Origin of the sequence: Pseudoalteromonas sp. c7(2019) (assembly GCF_011378625.1) — a bacterium.
GTDB lineage: Bacteria > Pseudomonadota > Gammaproteobacteria > Enterobacterales > Alteromonadaceae > Pseudoalteromonas > Pseudoalteromonas arctica.
The window spans coordinates 300612-317985 of record NZ_WTKS01000002.1; the positions used below are offsets into that span (position 1 = coordinate 300612).

Annotated in this window: 16 protein-coding genes; 3 read left to right on the plus strand and 13 right to left on the minus strand. The window is 40.9% G+C overall.

Annotated elements, in window-relative coordinates; all coding sequences use genetic code 11:
- Positions 1 to 99 precede the first annotated feature (99 nt).
- Positions 100 to 1386 carry a VCBS domain-containing protein gene (locus tag GQR38_RS03225; protein WP_165721386.1) on the plus strand — a complete coding sequence of 429 codons (1287 nt, stop codon included), beginning with the start codon at positions 100 to 102 and terminating at the stop codon, positions 1384 to 1386.
- 79 nt (positions 1387 to 1465) lie between these two features.
- Here GQR38_RS03225 and lipA read toward each other — a convergent pair whose 3' ends face one another.
- From lipA to leuS, 13 genes are all read right to left on the minus strand, one after another.
- Positions 1466 to 2431 carry a lipoyl synthase gene (gene lipA, locus GQR38_RS03230; protein ID WP_002958515.1) on the minus strand — a complete coding sequence of 322 codons (966 nt, stop codon included), beginning with the start codon at positions 2429 to 2431 and terminating at the stop codon, positions 1466 to 1468.
- Positions 2431 to 3081 (minus strand): lipoyl(octanoyl) transferase LipB, encoded by a 651-nt coding sequence (lipB, locus tag GQR38_RS03235; protein ID WP_165721387.1) that lies wholly within the window; start codon positions 3079 to 3081, stop codon positions 2431 to 2433. The genes lipA and lipB overlap by 1 nt, the downstream gene beginning before the upstream one ends.
- A gap of 19 nt (positions 3082 to 3100) precedes the next feature.
- Positions 3101 to 3379, minus strand: coding sequence for a DUF493 family protein YbeD (ybeD, locus tag GQR38_RS03240; protein ID WP_002958517.1), 279 nt, complete (start codon positions 3377 to 3379; stop codon positions 3101 to 3103).
- A 175-nt stretch (positions 3380 to 3554) separates the two neighbouring features.
- On the minus strand, positions 3555 to 4718 hold the full coding sequence (locus GQR38_RS03245) for a serine hydrolase (protein ID WP_010554697.1): 1164 nt from the start codon (positions 4716 to 4718) through the stop codon (positions 3555 to 3557).
- A 99-nt stretch (positions 4719 to 4817) separates the two neighbouring features.
- On the minus strand, positions 4818 to 5582 hold the full coding sequence (locus GQR38_RS03250) for a septal ring lytic transglycosylase RlpA family protein (RefSeq protein ID WP_165721388.1): 765 nt from the start codon (positions 5580 to 5582) through the stop codon (positions 4818 to 4820).
- Positions 5582 to 6688: a rod shape-determining protein RodA gene (gene rodA, locus GQR38_RS03255; protein ID WP_007585558.1), complete on the minus strand. Its 1107-nt coding sequence runs from the start codon at positions 6686 to 6688 to the stop codon at positions 5582 to 5584. Before rodA ends, GQR38_RS03250 begins: the two co-directional genes overlap by 1 nt.
- Complete coding sequence (gene mrdA, locus GQR38_RS03260) at positions 6685 to 8553, minus strand: penicillin-binding protein 2 (RefSeq protein ID WP_033012431.1); 1869 nt, start codon at positions 8551 to 8553, stop codon at positions 6685 to 6687. Before mrdA ends, rodA begins: the two co-directional genes overlap by 4 nt.
- A gap of 9 nt (positions 8554 to 8562) precedes the next feature.
- Complete coding sequence (rlmH, locus tag GQR38_RS03265) at positions 8563 to 9033, minus strand: 23S rRNA (pseudouridine(1915)-N(3))-methyltransferase RlmH (RefSeq protein ID WP_007585562.1); 471 nt, start codon at positions 9031 to 9033, stop codon at positions 8563 to 8565.
- A 37-nt stretch (positions 9034 to 9070) separates the two neighbouring features.
- Positions 9071 to 9388: a ribosome silencing factor gene (rsfS, locus tag GQR38_RS03270; RefSeq protein ID WP_007585564.1), complete on the minus strand. Its 318-nt coding sequence runs from the start codon at positions 9386 to 9388 to the stop codon at positions 9071 to 9073.
- A 55-nt stretch (positions 9389 to 9443) separates the two neighbouring features.
- Positions 9444 to 10079, minus strand: a complete 636-nt coding sequence (gene nadD / locus GQR38_RS03275) for a nicotinate-nucleotide adenylyltransferase (RefSeq protein WP_165721389.1) — start codon at positions 10077 to 10079, stop codon at positions 9444 to 9446.
- Positions 10080 to 10100: 21 nt separating this feature from the next.
- On the minus strand, positions 10101 to 11138 hold the full coding sequence (gene holA / locus GQR38_RS03280; RefSeq protein ID WP_165721390.1) for a DNA polymerase III subunit delta: 1038 nt from the start codon (positions 11136 to 11138) through the stop codon (positions 10101 to 10103).
- Complete coding sequence (gene lptE / locus GQR38_RS03285; protein ID WP_010554703.1) at positions 11138 to 11629, minus strand: LPS assembly lipoprotein LptE; 492 nt, start codon at positions 11627 to 11629, stop codon at positions 11138 to 11140. Before lptE ends, holA begins: the two co-directional genes overlap by 1 nt.
- Before the next feature lies 1 nt (position 11630).
- On the minus strand, positions 11631 to 14219 hold the full coding sequence (gene leuS, locus GQR38_RS03290) for a leucine--tRNA ligase (protein ID WP_165721391.1): 2589 nt from the start codon (positions 14217 to 14219) through the stop codon (positions 11631 to 11633).
- Positions 14220 to 14415: 196 nt separating this feature from the next.
- Here leuS and GQR38_RS03295 point away from each other — a divergent pair, with 196 nt between their 5' ends.
- Positions 14416 to 14874, plus strand: coding sequence for a zinc ribbon-containing protein (locus GQR38_RS03295; protein WP_007585575.1), 459 nt, complete (start codon positions 14416 to 14418; stop codon positions 14872 to 14874).
- A 77-nt stretch (positions 14875 to 14951) separates the two neighbouring features.
- Positions 14952 to 17372 carry an AAA family ATPase gene (locus GQR38_RS03300; RefSeq protein ID WP_240917386.1) on the plus strand — a complete coding sequence of 807 codons (2421 nt, stop codon included), beginning with the start codon at positions 14952 to 14954 and terminating at the stop codon, positions 17370 to 17372.
- Positions 17373 to 17374: the final 2 nt, after the last annotated feature.

Sequence of the window (17374 nt, forward strand, 5' to 3'; positions counted from 1 at the left end):
CAAATTGGTCATGTTAATTGGTAATTGAGTTGTGGTTATTTGCATAGTTAATTGGTAAGTTTATGTTTTATTAACTTACTATTAACTAAAAAGCTAACAATGCCTAAATATAATCTTAAACTGTGTAATGTAATTACACCCGCACTTCTATCTTGTTTAGTTGTTGGTTGTGGCAGCTCTGGCTCTGATTCTACGGTGCAAAATAATGAAGCGATTACTTTACAAACACCTGCAATAATTGGTGGTAATAGCCGAGGCGAAGTTATTAGTGATAGTAATGATGCAATAACAGGCTCATTAACCATTACGGATCAACAATCCGGTGAGGCTGCTTTTATAGCACAAGAAAATAGCGCTACAAGCTATGGTTTTATTAGCTTAAATGCTGGTGGAGATTGGTCATACACACTTGATGATTTAAATGCTTCAATAACATCTTTAAGGGAAGATGAAACACTGCAAGACACAATAACAGTAAACTCTTTAGATGGTACTGGCGCACAAATTATCATAACAATTGTTGGTGCACCAATAACTCAAGCTGATGGCTTTGAGAGCATCTCGCACGTTTTATTGCAATCAGATGGCGTAGATTCGGGACTTGACGCATACACACTTATTGAAAATGCATTCGGCGAAGGGTCAATTGAATCTCCAGACTTATACGCTGGCAATCATGAAAGTGTTGTCCATATTATCGAAGATACCGATACGATAATTGGTAACCATTTTGTATTTTTAGCCCACCGAGATGATGACCAAGATAAAGACAAAGGTGCAAGTGACAGACAACGCAACGAAATAAAAACCTACGATAAATCACCACAAGAAACACTGGCGTTTGAGGGGGAGACATTTCAATACAGCTGGAAATTTAAAGTAAGTAGCGAGCTTGAGCTTACGAGTAAGTTTAGCCATTTTTTTCAAATAAAAGCCCGTAACGAAAGTAACGACAACACCAATGGTAATGACGATCAGCCTATTATTACGCTCTCGGGTGCGCAAAAAAACAGTACAGGCAATCAACTACAGGTTCGATATAGCGCAGGCTTTGACGAAAACGGTAACAGCACGGGTCTTGATAAAAACTTAATTGAAACCGACTGGTCTTTAATTACAGATGAATGGGTCGAGGTATTCGTACAAGCTACATTTAGTGAAAGTGGTAAGCTTGATATGACATTAACGCGCTTAAGCGACAACGCAGAGATATTTAATATAAGCGAGCAAAACATAGATATGTGGCGCGGCTTTAATGATGATGATTTTTCTCGTCCTAAGTGGGGAATATACCGCTCAATTGTTGAAACCGACAGCCTTCGAGTTGATGAAGAACGTGTTAGGTTTGCTGATTTTTCTATCACAAGAGGTAAGTTAGCGCAGTAAGCTATTTTATCAATTAGCATGAAAAAGCCGTTAATAATTATGCATTATTAACGGCTTTTTTATTCTTTGATAAAAGTGGTTATTTTACTTCTTTGCCCGCTGCTTGTTGATCAGCATGGTAGCTTGAGCGTACAAACGGACCTGAAGCCGCGTGAGTAAAGCCAATTTCGTCTGCATACGCTTTTAAGCCGTCAAACTCTACTGGTGGCACGTAGCGTTTAACCGGTAAGTGATGCTTAGAAGGTTGTAGATATTGGCCTACAGTTAGCATGTCAACGTTGTGTGCACGTAAATCGCGAAGTACTTCTTCAATTTCGCTAATTTCTTCACCTAAACCTACCATTAAGCCTGATTTAGTTTTAACTTCTGGGTGAGCTTCTTTAAAGCGACGAAGTAATTCTAATGACCATTTGTAGTCAGCACCTGGGCGAGCTAGTTTGTATAAACGTGGCGCAGTTTCAAGATTGTGGTTAAACACATCTGGTGGCGTCTCGATTAATATCTCTAATGCGCGGTCCATACGACCACGAAAATCAGGTACTAAAATTTCGATAGTGATAGTTGGATTATGTTTACGAATCTCGCGAATACAATCGGCAAAATGCTGTGCACCACCATCACGTAAATCATCACGATCAACTGAAGTGATTACAACGTAGCTTAGCTTCATATCTTTAATAGTAAGTGCTAGCTTTTCAGGTTCAGTGGCATCAGGTTTTAATGGGCGACCATGGGCAACATCACAAAATGGGCAACGACGAGTACAAATAGCACCTAAAATCATAAAGGTAGCTGTACCGTGGTTAAAACATTCAGATAGGTTAGGGCACGAAGCCTCTTCACATACCGAGTGTAAGCCATGCTTACGTAGCGCTTTTTTAATGCCGTCAATGCGATCGGTTGATTTAGGTAAGCGAATTTTTAACCATTCTGGCTTACGCAACATTTCAGTTTTTTCTGTAGGTAAAACTTTTACTGGGATCAACGCCATTTTTTCTGCGTCGCGTAGTTTTACACCTGGTTCCATTTTGACTGGTTTATTCATTAGTTTTCAAACCCTTCAGTATGCTTAACCTGTGTTGCATTAAGCTTCTTGATCATGTGTTTCACCAATCCTTCACCTGCACTTTCTAGGTTTTGAGGACCATCTAATTCTTTAGTTTGCACCATATTCATGCCCGCATAACCACATGGGTTAATGCGTAAAAATGGACTTAGGTCCATGTTAACATTTAATGCTAAGCCATGAAACGAGCAACCACGACGAACCCTTAACCCAAGGGATGCAATTTTGCTGTCGTTAACGTAAACACCGGGTGCATCAGCTTTAGCATAAGCTTCAATACCATACTCGGCGAGTGATTCAATAATGCACTCTTCAAGCCATGTAACCAGTTCACGTACACCAATCTTTAAACGACGTAGATTAAATAATACATACATCATTTGCTGGCCAGGGCCGTGATAAGTTACTTGTCCACCACGGTCAACTTTAATCACCTCAATGTCGCCAGGAGCCAGTAAGTGTTCGTCCTTACCAGCCTGACCTTGGGTGAATACACTCTCGTGCTCTACAAGCCAAATTTCATCTGGCGTATTTTCATCACGGGTGTCGGTAAAGTCCTGCATTTTTTGCCAAATTGGCATATAACGCTGACGACCCAGTTGGCGTACGATCAAAGTGTTTTCGTTCACAACAAATCCCAACTATGGCTTAAAGCATGTGGCGTACGTCATCAATATTGCTGATCACGTTGTAAATTTCTTCAATGTGTTTGCCACTAGTAACCGTTGCTACAAGGCTTACTGACTCGTAATTACCTTTGCTGCTTGGTTTTACTTTAGGGGCGTAATCGCCAGGTGCTATTGGTTGTAACTTAGCTAAAATTTGATCAGTTAAGTTTACATTAGCTAAACCCATTATTCTGAATGTAAATGGGCAAGGGTACTCTAGGTACTCATCAAATTTAGTATCTTTAACAGGTTGAACCACGACGGTGACTCCTCATACAAAAGTGTGGACTCTATGCAAGCTCGAAGCTTAATACAGATAGGCAATTAGCAGTCTTGCTTATATGGGGCGCATTCTAACATTTTTCAAGCAAAAAAAAACGCCTCACAGTGGAGACGTTTAAATTAGTTACCCTAGTTAATAGGGGAGCTATAAATTACTGCATGATCTGTAAACGTAAGTAATCATAAATTTTGCTAAAGAAGCTGCCTTCTTCCACTTCTTCAAGTGTTACTAGTGGGTATTGAGCAATATCTTCGCCCTCTAGTTGTAAGAATAACGTACCTACTTTAGTACCTTTAGCAAGTGGTGCTTCAAGTGTGTTATCTAGCTCAAAGTTAGCTTTAAGGTTTTTATGCTGACCACGTGGGATAGTAATCGGTGTATCTTCTAAAATACCTAAAGATACATTTTCTTTGTTACCCATCCAAATACGTTGTTCTGCAAAGCTATCGCCTGCTTTGTACGGAGTAATTGTTTCATAAAAACGAAAACCATAGTTAAGTAGTTTTTTACTTTCTACTTTACGAGCTCGTTCGCTGGTAGTACCCATAACAACAGCAATTAAACGCATATCGTTTTTAGTTGCTGAGGTAACTAGGCTGTAGCCAGCTTCTGATGTATGACCAGTTTTAATACCGTCAACATCTAAGCTTTCGTCCCACAATAATGAGTTACGGTTATATTGCTTAATGCCGTTATAAGTAAACGATTTTTGCTTATAAAGTGCATATTCATCTGGCACATCACGAATAAGTGCAGCACCAAGTGTCGCCATATCGCGAGGCGTTGTGAAGTGCTCGTCAGTATCAAGGCCGTGGCTGTTGATAAAGTGGCTGTTGCTCATACCTAATTTAGCAGCATGGGCATTCATTAAATCAGCAAATGCGCTTTCGCTTCCAGCAATATGCTCAGCCATTGCAACACATGCATCATTACCTGATTGGATAATAATACCGTGGTTAAGCTGATCAACACTAATTTGCTTACCTACTTCAATAAACATCTTTGAAGATTCTGGGAAGTTTTTAGCCCATGCTTTTTCGCTTACCGTTACCATATCGGTAGTGGCAATATTACCTGCTTTAATTTCAGTACCAATTACATAACTGGTCATCATTTTAGTTAAACTTGCAGGTGCTAGCTGTGTATCGGCTTCACCTTCAGCAATAACTTTACCTGTTGTAAAGTCGACCAAAAAATAACCTTTTGCATTAACTTGAGGTGGTGCCGGAATAATTTGGGCGCTGGCTGAAAATACGGCGGCTGTACAAACTAGGCCGCATACACCTTTGAGGATTTTATGTTTAATAGATTTCATCATACTCATTAATGGTTAAAGTTAAAGATTCGCGTTACGCCATTTTATACCCAAACCAGCCCAAGATGCGAGCATCCTGGGGTAGTTTGGGTATTAGTCTTACTGAGTGTAAAGCAAGAACGCGTTTTGAAATTGATTTTGTTTTAATTTTTTTAATACTTCGTCTGCATGAGGGGTATCTTTTATTGGCCCTAAATGCAGTCTGTAAATGTCGTCTTTTTGAACGATATTTGTTGGTAATTTGTATTGCTCTCGCAATGTGCTGGCAAGCGCTTCAATATTAGCAAGTGTACTACCTGCAGCTACCTGAATATAGGTTTGACGCGCAGTTGCGCCCGCAAGCGTAACGGCTTCTAGCTTAACCTTTGCTGTACCATGGGTGTAATAGCCAAGCTTATAAGCGGCTGCGTACGAAAGGTCAATTACTCTATCGTCATGAAACGGGCCCCGATCGTTCACGCGAACGATTACCGATTTACCATTTGCTGTATTGGTTACTTTAACAAAGCTAGGTAGTGGCAGCGTTTTATGCGCTGCGGTCATGGCAAACATATCATACGTTTCACCATTTGAAGTGTGATAACCATGAAATTTACGACCATACCAAGAGGCAATGCCTTCTTCACTAAAGCCTGTTTCATCAAGCATGGGTGAATAACTTTTACCAAGCACTGTATATGGGCGACTAGCGCTGGCGCTTTTAGTTACTTCGGTAACTATCGCGTCTTGCATCTCAAGTGTAGTCGGGGCTCTAAGTGGTGCTGCATCATGGCGCATGCTATAACGGCTACTTGAGCCGCTACTACATGCACTTAAAAGCAAAATTAATAACGTGGTAAATATAAGCTGGTTAGTGTGTCGCATTATTTTAAAAGCATCCTTTTATCTGTTGCGATTGACATAATAATGCCAAATCCTGCCATTAACGTCACCATCGATGTACCACCATAACTAATCAGTGGTAAAGGTACGCCTACAACAGGTAATAAACCCGATACCATGCCTATGTTTACAAATACGTATACAAAAAAGGTGAGGGTGAGTGCGCCTGCGAGCAATTTACCAAATGCATCTTGTGCATTAACAGCAATGTATAAACCACGGCCAATAATAAATAAATAGAGACTAAGTAAAACACATACGCCAAATAAACCAAATTCTTCGCTTAAAACCGAAAATATAAAGTCGGTGTGGCGCTCTGGCAAAAATTCTAATTGCGATTGCGTACCAAGCAGCCAGCCTTTACCTTCTATACCGCCTGAGCCAATAGCAATTTTAGATTGAATAATATGATAACCCGAACCGAGCGGATCGCTCTCAGGGTCTAAAAAGGTGAGTACACGCTGCTTTTGATAATCGTGCATACCGTAGTGCCAAAATGGCCATGCGGCAAGCGCTACAATAGAGCTTAAAAAGCCGATTAAACGCCAACTTAATCCAGACAAAAACAAAACAAATATACCTGAACTTGCAATAAGTATAGCGGTACCTAAATCGGGTTGTTCTTTAATTAATAATGTAGGGAGCATTACGATCATAAAGCCAATAATTAAGTGCATTGGCCGAGGAGGTAAGTGGTTACGCCCTATATACCAAGCTACCATCATCGGGACTGCCAACTTCATTAATTCTGCAGGTTGAAACCGTGTCACCCCTAAATCGAGCCATCGCTGTGCGCCTTTTGAGCTTACGCCAAATAAAAGTACACCCACTAGCATTAATAAACCAACGCAATAAAGTGGGATCACTAAACGCTTTAATGTGGCAGGCGAAAACTGGGCCAAAACAACCATAGCAACAACCGCACCGCCCATACGAGTCATGTGCCTAATCATCATTGAAGAGTCTTGGCCGCTTGCGCTGTAAACAACCATTATGCTACCAGCCATCATTATGAGTAATGCAATAAGCAGTGGTAGGTCTAGATGCATACGCATCCAAATAGAGCGTTTATCGTGCAAAGCGGTCATGGTGTATCGTTCCTTGCAAGATTAACTGGATTGGCTGCAAAGTAGTAATCCATAAGTTGGCGAGCAATTTGAATACCACCGTGGTTGTTTTCTAATACAACAGAAACCACAATTTTAGGATCGTTGTAAGGTGCAAACCCTACGTAAATTGTGTTGTCACGCTGGCGCTCTTTAAGCGATTCTGCATCGTAGCGTTCACCTTGGGCAATACTAACTACCTGTGCAGTACCCGTTTTACCAGCCGAGTCGTAGTTAGTGCCTTTAAATGCTTTGTGCGCTGTGCCTGATATTTTTTGAACTGTATTATGCATTGCATCTAACGATACCTGCCAATGGCGTGGATCTTTTAAAATAACAGGGGGTTTTTCTTCGTTGTTAATTTGCGTTATGTCGCTATCTTTTTTTATTACTTGCACCAAATGAGGTGGATGATTAATACCACGATTAACTAATATGTTAGTCGCATTTGCAATTTGAATTGGTGTAGCAGTCCAGTAACCTTGACCAATACCTACCGAAATAGTATCACCACGCCACCAAGACTCTTTAAAGCGTCCTTCTTTCCATTCTTTTGAAGGTAGAATAGCAGTAGTTTCTTCATGAATATCAATACCTGACAAATCGCCGTAGCCAAAACGGGCCATAAAATCACTGATTTTAGTAATGCCTAATCGATAAGCCGCATCGTAAAAATAGGTATCGCACGACTCTTCAATCGCCTTGTATACATCCACATGACCATGGCCCCAACGTTTCCAATCTCGCCATTTGTGTTCAACATTTGGAATTTGAAAAAAACCAGGATCCCACATTGATGTTGATTCATTTACTATATTTTCTTCAAGTGCTAATACAGCCATTAAGGGCTTTACCGTAGAGGCAGGCGCATAACGACCTTGCGTAGTACGGTTTATTAACGGACGGTCTTGGTTAAGTAACGCTTTATAGTTTTTGCTGCTAATGCCGTGTACAAATAAATTTGGGTCGTAACTTGGGTTTGAATAAAGTGCCAGCACGCCACCATCTTTTGCATCCATAACTACAACAGCGCCACGCATATCTTTAAGCCCATGCTGTGCAATTTGTTGCAAGCCAATGTCTAAGGTAAGCACTAAATCGCTACCAGGTTGTGGCTGGGTCATGCTTAGAGTGCGAATTACACGGCCACGGTTATTAACTTCTACCCGTTGTGAGCCCACTTTACCGTGCAATGTCTCTTCATAGTATTTTTCTAATCCGAGCTTGCCAATATCATATGTAGCACGGTAATTGGTTGCACGATCTTCTTGTTCTAATTGGTTTAGCTCTTTTCTATTAAGCTTGGCAACATATCCAAGCGCATGCGTTAGCGTGTCACCAAATGGGTAGTAGCGAGCCAGACGTGCCTCAATACTAAAACCAGGGAATTTATGTTGATTAACCGAAAATTTCGCCACTTCAGTTTCGTCTAAGCGGGCTTTTAATACTTGTGATTTAAAACGACGGGTGTGTTTTATATCTTTTAAAAAGTCTTGTTTATCTTGCTCTGTAATCGCAATTATTTTACTTATTTGATCAAGCGATTCGTCAAGGTCATCTACCTCTTCGGGGATGACTTCAAGGTTGTAAACAGGTTTGTTTTCAGCAAGTAGCACACCGTTACGGTCGTAAATTAAACCACGGTTGGGTGCAATAGGAATAACTTTAATGCGGTTATCGTTGGAGCGGGTTTGGTAGTCTTGGTGATCTTCTACCTGAATAGTATAAAGATTAGAAAGTAATACAGCGACTAATCCTAATACAAAAACAAAACCCACGAATGCTCGCCTAGCAAATAAGTTTGCTTCTGCGGAGTGGTCACGAATAGTGGGTCTATGTTTTAGCATGGCAAGGGGTTACTCGCGATGATAAGGATGGTTGTTATTTAAGCTCCAGCCTCGGTAAAGGCTCTCTGCAACAATTATACGCACCAAAGGGTGCGGCAATGTTAAATTAGATAACGACCATTTTTGCTCAGAAGCTGCAATGCACTCTGGAGCAAGTCCTTCAGGTCCGCCAATAAGTAAACTTACATCGCGGCCATCGAGTTGCCATTTTTCCATATTTTTAGCAAGTTGGTGAGTATCCAGCGCTTTCCCTGTTACCTCTAACGTTACAATACGATTGCCTTTTGGAATAGCCGCTAATGTTTTTTCACCTTCAATGTGTAAAATACGTTTTATATCTGCATTTTTACCACGTTTTCCGGCTTGAATTTCAATTAACTCTAGGGCCATATCTTTAGGGAAACGTCGCTGATATTCTGCAAATCCCGTTTCTACCCATGCTGGCATTTTAGTACCAACAGCAATCATTTGTATTTTCACGTATTACTTCCAAGCATTGTCTAAAATGAGTGAGCGTTTAGCCCCACAGTTTTTCTAGATCGTAATAGCTACGTGCTTCGTTTTGCATCACGTGTACAACCACATCACCTAAATCAACCAGTGCCCATTCGCCGTCGCCTTCACCTTCATAACCTAATGGCTCTGAATCTGCATGACGCGCTTCTTTTGCTAAGTGATCGGCAATTGACTGTACGTGGCGTTTAGAAGTACCAGAACAAATTACCATGTAATCTGTGATATCTGATGTTCCAGTAACGTCAATATGAACGATGTCACGCGCTTTCATATCGTCAATTTTGTCCATAGCAAAGGCGAGTAGTTGTTTTGAATCCAAGGTTTTGTCTCAATTTAAAAATTTAATGGCGCGCATTTTAACACGCTAGGAGTTTTTAAGCATCAATTTGATAGAGCTGATGCACTTCTATGTAATGACTCACTGCATCGGGCAATAGTTCATTCTTTTTATTACTTTTTTTCAGTTGTTCGCGAATGGTGCTTGAGGCCGCATCGAGCATTTCGCCCGGTAAAAAATAAAGTTTACCTGCAAGTGAGTGTTTAAGTGCCGCTACTTCGCCGGCATTTGCGCGTTGCATATAGCTTTTGAGCTCACCTGTTACAGTGCAATGTTGAGCAGGGCGCTGGTACACCACAATATGGCAAAGCTGCGTTATTGCCTTCCACTCAAACCACTTATCTAGGTTGTTAAATGAGTCCATACCAATTAAAAATAAAATAGGTGTAGTGGGGTGCTCTTTACGAAGTTCTTGTAAGCTCAGCAACGAATACGATGGACCGGTTCGATTAAGTTCTCTTAAATCGAGTTCAAAATGAGGATAAGGAGCAATAGCTGCGTTGAGCATATTAATTCGGTGCTCTGCACTAATACCCGGAGCTGCTTTATGTGCAGGTAATGCACAGGGCATAAAATAAAGCGTATTTAAATTAAACGCATTTACGCATTGCTGCGCCATATTTAGATGGCCTAAATGGACTGGGTCGAAAGTGCCACCAAAAATTGCGATCATTTTACACCCATTAGCTATTTATTAATTAACCGCGTGGTACGGCATAGGAATGTTGAGCGGCTGGCAAAATTTAATACAAATATGAGCAAGCGCTTGGTAAGGTGCAATTAAATTACCTTGCTTGTAACTGGCATCAAACAACGCAACATCACTATTTATTTGTTCTAGTGTGTGCATGTTTAAACGGTTAATAGCATTTTGAACTGGACCTTGTTGGTTTTTCCAAATTGCTTTTTGTTTAAATAAATTAGCGATAGGTTCGCCATTCAGTAAACCAAGTTGCACACTTATAAGTGTATTAAGCTCTTTGGTTATAGCCCACAAAATACTTACCACTTCGGTGTTATCGCTGGCAAGTTTGTTTAATACTTTTATAGCTTGTTTGGCGTGGCCATTTAATAGCGCATCGCTTAAATCAAAAATATCAAACTTGGCTTGGTTTAACAGACCTTGCATTACTAATTGCTGAGTAATTAATGCATTGCCGTGCAGTAGCGAGAGCTTCTCAAGTTCCTGAAAACAGGCTAACAAGTTGCCTTCGGTGGCATTTATTAAGCTTACTTTGGCGTCGCTTTGCATATTAAGTGATAAACGTTGGCATTGCTCATCAAGCCATCGTTTTACATGAGAGCCCGTAAGCGGGTAGCAAGGTACAAATACACCTTGCTTATCAAGAGCTTTAAACCATGCTCCACGTTGTACTTCTTGGCTGGCTTTAGCGCCTTTAACAATTAAAATAGTATCGGGATTAACCAGCTCAACTACTTTTTTAAAGGTGTTGCTGCCAATAACGCCTGGCTTTTGTTGGTTTAAATCAAGCTCAATAATAGTGCGGGCGCTAAACAGCGACATACTTTGGTACTGGGCTATAATTTCTTGCCAATCGAATCCTTGCATTAAAGTAAACTTAATTACTTCATCAAAACCTTGTTGCTTAGCACTGTCGCGAATTTGTTGTACGCACTGCGCTTCTTGAAAAGGCTCTTCTCCAAATACTAAATAAAAGGGCTTTAGCCCTTTATTTAATTCACTCGGTAGTTGATTAGCGTAGCAGCGCATTATAGTTGCGACAGCTCTCTAACAATACGACGACTGGCTTGCTCACGAATTTCGCTAATAAGTAGCTCAAGCTCTTTTGCTTTTGCTAATGCATGATCCGGATCATCTTGGTAATTACGATAAAGCTCAAAACGTTTTTCTATCGCTTTTTCACCTGGGCGTTTAACTACATACGATACGCCATAAGCGAGCTCATATTCAGCAACTTGGCCGTTTTGGAACAGCGAAAGTGTTTGGCGTTCAATGCTTTCTTTGCGTAAATACAATTGGGCTTTATCTTTAGCTGACGATACTAACTCTACGTTACTCGCTTTAAGCTCTTTTTTAAGCTCAGTGAATAAAGTCGATTTTTCGTCATCGCCTACAAGTGTTAGCTGTTTTAAGTTATCAGGCAGGCTAGAGGCTTTTTTTAAATGAAAGCCACAGCTTGATAACAAAAAACAGACTAGCACTAAGGCTAGTCCATTTTTAATGGCGTTAAATGCAGCCATATTAGTTAGCTACCACGTTAAGTAGCTTGCCTGGTACGTAAATGATTTTACGAATGGTTGAGCCATCAGTAAATTTAGTTACGTTAGATTCTGCAAATGCAAGGGCTTCTACTTGCTCTTGAGTTGCATCAGCTGCCACTGTTAACTTAGCGCGAAGCTTGCCGTTTACTTGTACGATGATTAGTTTTTCATCTTCAACAAGTGCAGACTCGTCAACTTTTGGCCATGCAGCATCTAAAATCTCACCTTTTTTACCAAGCTCTTTCCAAAGCTCATGCGATAAATGCGGAGTAATAGGTGCAAGCATAATAACTAATGCTTCAAGTGCTTCGTTAGCAATCGCTACATCTTGTTTGTCACTCAGTGGTGCTTTTAATAACTTATTAGAAAGCTCCATAATGGCTGCAATAGCGGTGTTAAAGGTTTGACGGCGTTCAACATCATCAGTCACTTTAGCAATTGCTTTGTGTAAGTCGCGACGTAGTACTTTTTGCGGGTTAGTTAGCGCTGATTTATCAAGTGCTTGGTAACCTACTGTTTTAACGTCTACCGCGTATTTCCATACACGTTTTAAGAAACGATGTGCGCCTTCAACGCCTGAGTCTGACCATTCAAGCGTTTGCTCTGGTGGTGCAGTAAACATCATGAATAAACGCACTGTATCTGCACCATACTGGGCAATTACATGTTGTGGGTCTATACCATTGTTTTTAGACTTAGACATTTTGCTCATGCCTGATGAGAATACCGGCTCGCCGTCTTCCTTATGCCATGCTTTAGTAACGCGGCCTTTTTCGTCGGTTTCGGTATTAACATCAGTTGGCGAAATCCAAATGTCGCCGCCTTTTTCATCTTTACGATAAAATGTTTCAGCAAGTACCATACCTTGACAAAGTAAGCGGTCAAACGGCTCGTCTGAATTAACTAAACCAAAGTCACGTAATAATTTATGGAAAAAGCGCGAGTACAATAAATGTAAAATTGCATGCTCAATACCACCAATGTATTGGTTTACTGGTAACCAGTAGTTAGCAGCCGCTGGATCTAGCATGCCTTCGTCGTAGCGTGGGCTACAGTAGCGTGCGTAGTACCAAGACGATTCCATAAAGGTGTCAAACGTATCAGTTTCGTGAAACGCAGGTGCGCCATTTACTGTTGTTTTAGCCCACTCTGGGTCTGCTTTAAGTGGTGAAGTTACACCGTTCATTACCACATCTTCTGGTAAGCGAACTGGTAGCATATCTTCTGTTGCGGCAAGTTCTTTACCGTCTTCATCGCTAAGCATTGGAATTGGAGAACCCCAATAGCGCTGACGGCTCACACCCCAGTCACGCAGGCGGAAGTTTACTTTACGCTCACCAACACCGAGTGCTTCTAATTTATCGGCAATCGCTTTAAAACCAGCTTCAAAATCAAGGCCGTTAAATTCACCCGAATTTACAAGTACGCCTTTATCGGTAAATGCTGATTCTTTTAGGTTTACTTCAAGATCTGAACCTTCAGCAGGCGCAATGACTTGTTTTATATCTAGGCCGTACGCTGTTGCAAACTCAAAGTCGCGTTGATCGTGTGCAGGTACTGCCATTACAGCGCCTGAGCCATAATGCATTAATACAAAGTTAGCAACCCAAATTGGTACTTGCTCGCCCGTTAATGGGTGAGTGGCGTAAAAGCCTGTTGCGATGCCTTTTTTCTCCATTGTTGCCATGTCTGCTTCGGCAACTTTGGTGTTTTTGCATTCTTCAACAAACATTGCAATAGCGTCGCTATTTTTAGCGGCTTCTTGCGCAATAGGGTGACCACCAGCAACAGCAACATACGTAACACCCATAAAGGTATCTGGACGAGTTGTGTATACGCTAAATGTTTCGTCGTTATCGGTGCGTTTAAATTCAATATCACACCCTTCAGAGCGGCCAATCCAGTTGCGCTGCATTGTTTTAACTTGCTCTGGCCAATCTTCTAACTTGTCTAAATCGTCAAGTAGCTCTTGTGCGTAGTCGGTAATTTTAATAAACCACTGTGGAATTTCTTTTTGCTCAACCACAGCGCCTGAACGCCAACCGCGACCGTCAATAACTTGCTCGTTAGCGAGTACAGTTTGATCCACTGGATCCCAGTTAACTGTCGACATTTTTTTATACACTAGGCCTTTTTCGTAAAGCTTAGTGAAAAACCACTGCTCCCACTTGTAGTATTCTGGATGACACGTCGCAATTTCGCGATCCCAGTCATAACCAAAACCTAATTGCTTAAGTTGGGTACGCATGTAATCAATATTTTCGTATGTCCACTTAGCTGGTGCTGTTTTGTTTTTAATAGCAGCGTTTTCTGCAGGTAAACCAAACGCATCCCAACCCATAGGTTGCATTACGTTTTTGCCTTGCAGGCGCTGGAAACGAGAAACAACATCACCAATGGTGTAGTTACGCACATGACCCATATGCAGTCGACCACTTGGATAAGGGAACATAGAAAGGCAGTAATACTTTTCTTTGCTCTCATCTTCAGTGACTTTAAATACCTGGTTTTCTTCCCAGTAGCTTTGTACTTTTGACTCTATATCTTGCGGGTTATATTGCTCTTGCATCTATGGTTCCAGACTTCTTGCAAACTAATAAAAAATTGCCGTTAGGATACCCCAAATAAAACACTATTCACAGCGTCAAAAACATGCTTTTATTAAATTGTAACTTTCAGTGCAGGTTAACCTGCCTTTTTATAGTGTGGTTAGCTAAAGACATAAGTTACAGACTGATTTAACAGCAATTTTGAAGGAGTAAAAAATGACTGATTACAAAACATGGCTTAGCAGTTTTACCCATTGGATAAAAGATGTGAAAGAGCATGGTTTAAAAGATGTGGTTTCTGGGTTTGTTGAATCTGAGCAGGCGCTTAAAGATTTAAGTCAAGAAAGATATGAGCTCTACAAAAGTTATTTAAAGAATGATATTGAACATATAGTAGAGAACGAATCACACTATAATTCGCTTGCATGGCAAGAGCTTAAAGAGTCTCTTTGGTTTGAACTTTCGCACATAGAAGATAAAACTCAACTTGAGTGGCAATCTCTTAGCCAAGATTTTAAGCACAATGGTGTGTATCACGCAGGCGAATGGATAGCCATGGGCACATTAGTATGTAAGAATTGCACCCATAGTTACGATGTTTATCACGCTACACAAATTACACCGTGTATTGAATGTGATGGAATCTATTTTAGTCGTAAGGCACTGCACCCTTAAATATAAGTATTAAGTGGCTGCGGGCCACTTAATACGCCCAAAGGCCAGCGAATATGCTGGTAAAAAAAGAAGTTAGAATGACGAAAAAATTGCTGCCACTATCTGTTTCAAAGCTCGCACCGAGTATTTCTACTAATCACGTAAACACGTGTATGAACAATCCATACCCAGAGCAACTTACGTTTATAGGCCAACAACGCGCCCAAAGTGCTTTAGATTTTTCATTAGGGATGGAACTGCCGGGTTACAACGTTTATGTAATGGGCGAGGCCGCTCACGGGCGCTTTACGCTTGTTAAAGATAAACTTAAACAACACGCAAAAGACCGCTCAACGCCAAACGAATGGTTATACGTAAACAATTACGATGACCACAGAGAACCTATTGCGCTGTTTATGCAACCAGGCCAAAGCAAGCAACTTAGTGACGATATAGATTCATTTTTAGATGAAGTACTCGACACCTTTCCTGCGGCATTTGATAACCCAGCGTATCAGCGTAAGAAAAAATCAATCGATCGTGAATTTAACGATGCCTACGACAGTGCTATTACCGCAGTAGAAATTGCGGCGTTTGAGCAAAGCGTTGCATTAGTTGAAGAAAAAAATTCAGTAGGGTTTGCACCACTTGTAGATGGTAAACAATTAAGCGACAGCGAATTTGGCGAACTTGAAGAAACGTTACGTGAAGAGTTTTTTGAAAAAATTGAAAAGCTAGAAGATGCATTAATAGAAGCGTTAATAGAGCTGCCACGTTGGAAACGCGAATCAAAAGAAAAACAACGCAACCTTAAAAAATCGACTGCAGAGCAAGCCACTAAACCACTTTTAAAAGACTTAGAACATAAATATGCCACGCATATTGGTGTACTGCGCTATTTAAAAGATATACGCGTTGAAATTATAGACGCGGTACTTGAATGGCTAGATGACGAAGATGAAAGTGAAGAAAGCAAAGAAGACTTTGATCGCAAAGGCATGCTTACCGACTTTTTTGCACCTAACATTTTAGTTGAGTTTAAAGAGGACGACGCAGCACCGGTTGTGTACGAGCCCAACCCAACGTTTGGCAATATATTTGGCAAAATTGAGTATTCAACTTCTCAAGGCTCTTTAATTACCTGTTATCGCTCAATTCAGGCTGGTGCATTGCATCGTGCTAATGGCGGCTATTTAATTATGGACGCTGAAAAAATCATGGCAAACCCACAGGTGTGGGATGGTTTAAAACTCGCGTTAAAAACACATCAAATTAAAAACGACTTACCGTATCAAGACAGCACAGTAGGGACTAGCTTTACACTTCGCCCGCAGCTTATACCGCTTGATGTTAAAATTATTTTATTAGGTTCGCGCGAGTTGTACTACACCATAGGTGAATACGATGAAGAATTTGCAGAGCTATTTAGAGTATTAGCCGACTTTGATTACTACTTGCCAAGTAGCGATAAATTGCAATACCAGTTTATTACTAAAGTAACCGAGTATTGCGAGCAAACATTAAAGTGCACTGCAACGCAGGCTGCTATGGTGCGTTTACTTAAATTTAGTTACCGCCAAGCTGAGCATCAAAATAAATTATCAGCGCGTTTTGCTGATGTACTTGAACTTATTGCAGAAGCCAGTTACTACGCTAAACAAGACAAATTAGCCGTTATTGACGCGCACCATATTGACGAAGCCATTGGAGGCAAGCAATACCGTACCGGCCAAATTAGCGAAAATATGCTCAGTGATATAAAAGAAGGTCACACACTTATTGCAACCGACGGCCAAGCCATTGGTAAAGTAAATGGCTTAACCGTATTACACATTGGCGATACCTCATTTGGTACCCCTGCGCGTATTACGGCAACTGTTTATGCTGGCGCCGATGGCGTAATAGATGTTGAACGCGAAGCTGAGCTTGGTAAAGCAATTCACTCAAAAGGTGTAATGTTGCTTACCGGTTATTTAGGTAATAAATATGCGCAGCACTTTAGCTTAACGCTTAGCGCTAATATTGCCATTGAGCAAAGCTATGGTTACATAGATGGCGATAGCGCATCTTTAGCAGAGTTGTGTGCGCTTATTTCGTCTATTACAAGCCTACCTATTAGCCAATCAATTGCGCTTACAGGCTCTATAAACCAACATGGTGATGTACAAGCCATTGGTGGTGTAAACGAAAAAATAGAAGGCTTTTTTAAACTGTGTAAAATGCGTGGTTTAACAGGTTCGCAAGGCGTTATCATTCCTAAATCAAACCAAGTTAACTTAGTGCTTGATGACGAAATACTTAATGCGGTTGAAGCGGGTAAATTCAATATTTACGCAGTTGAAACCGTAGACCAAGCGCTTAACTTGTTAATGGATATAGAAGCTGGCGATATTATTGATGACCAGTATCCAGAAAACTCAGTAAACGGTATTGCACTTGCTCGCCTCAAAGAGATTGCCGACATAGTAAACGGCGATGATGACGAAAAAGACGAAGAGCTAGACAACGAAAAAGGTTAATG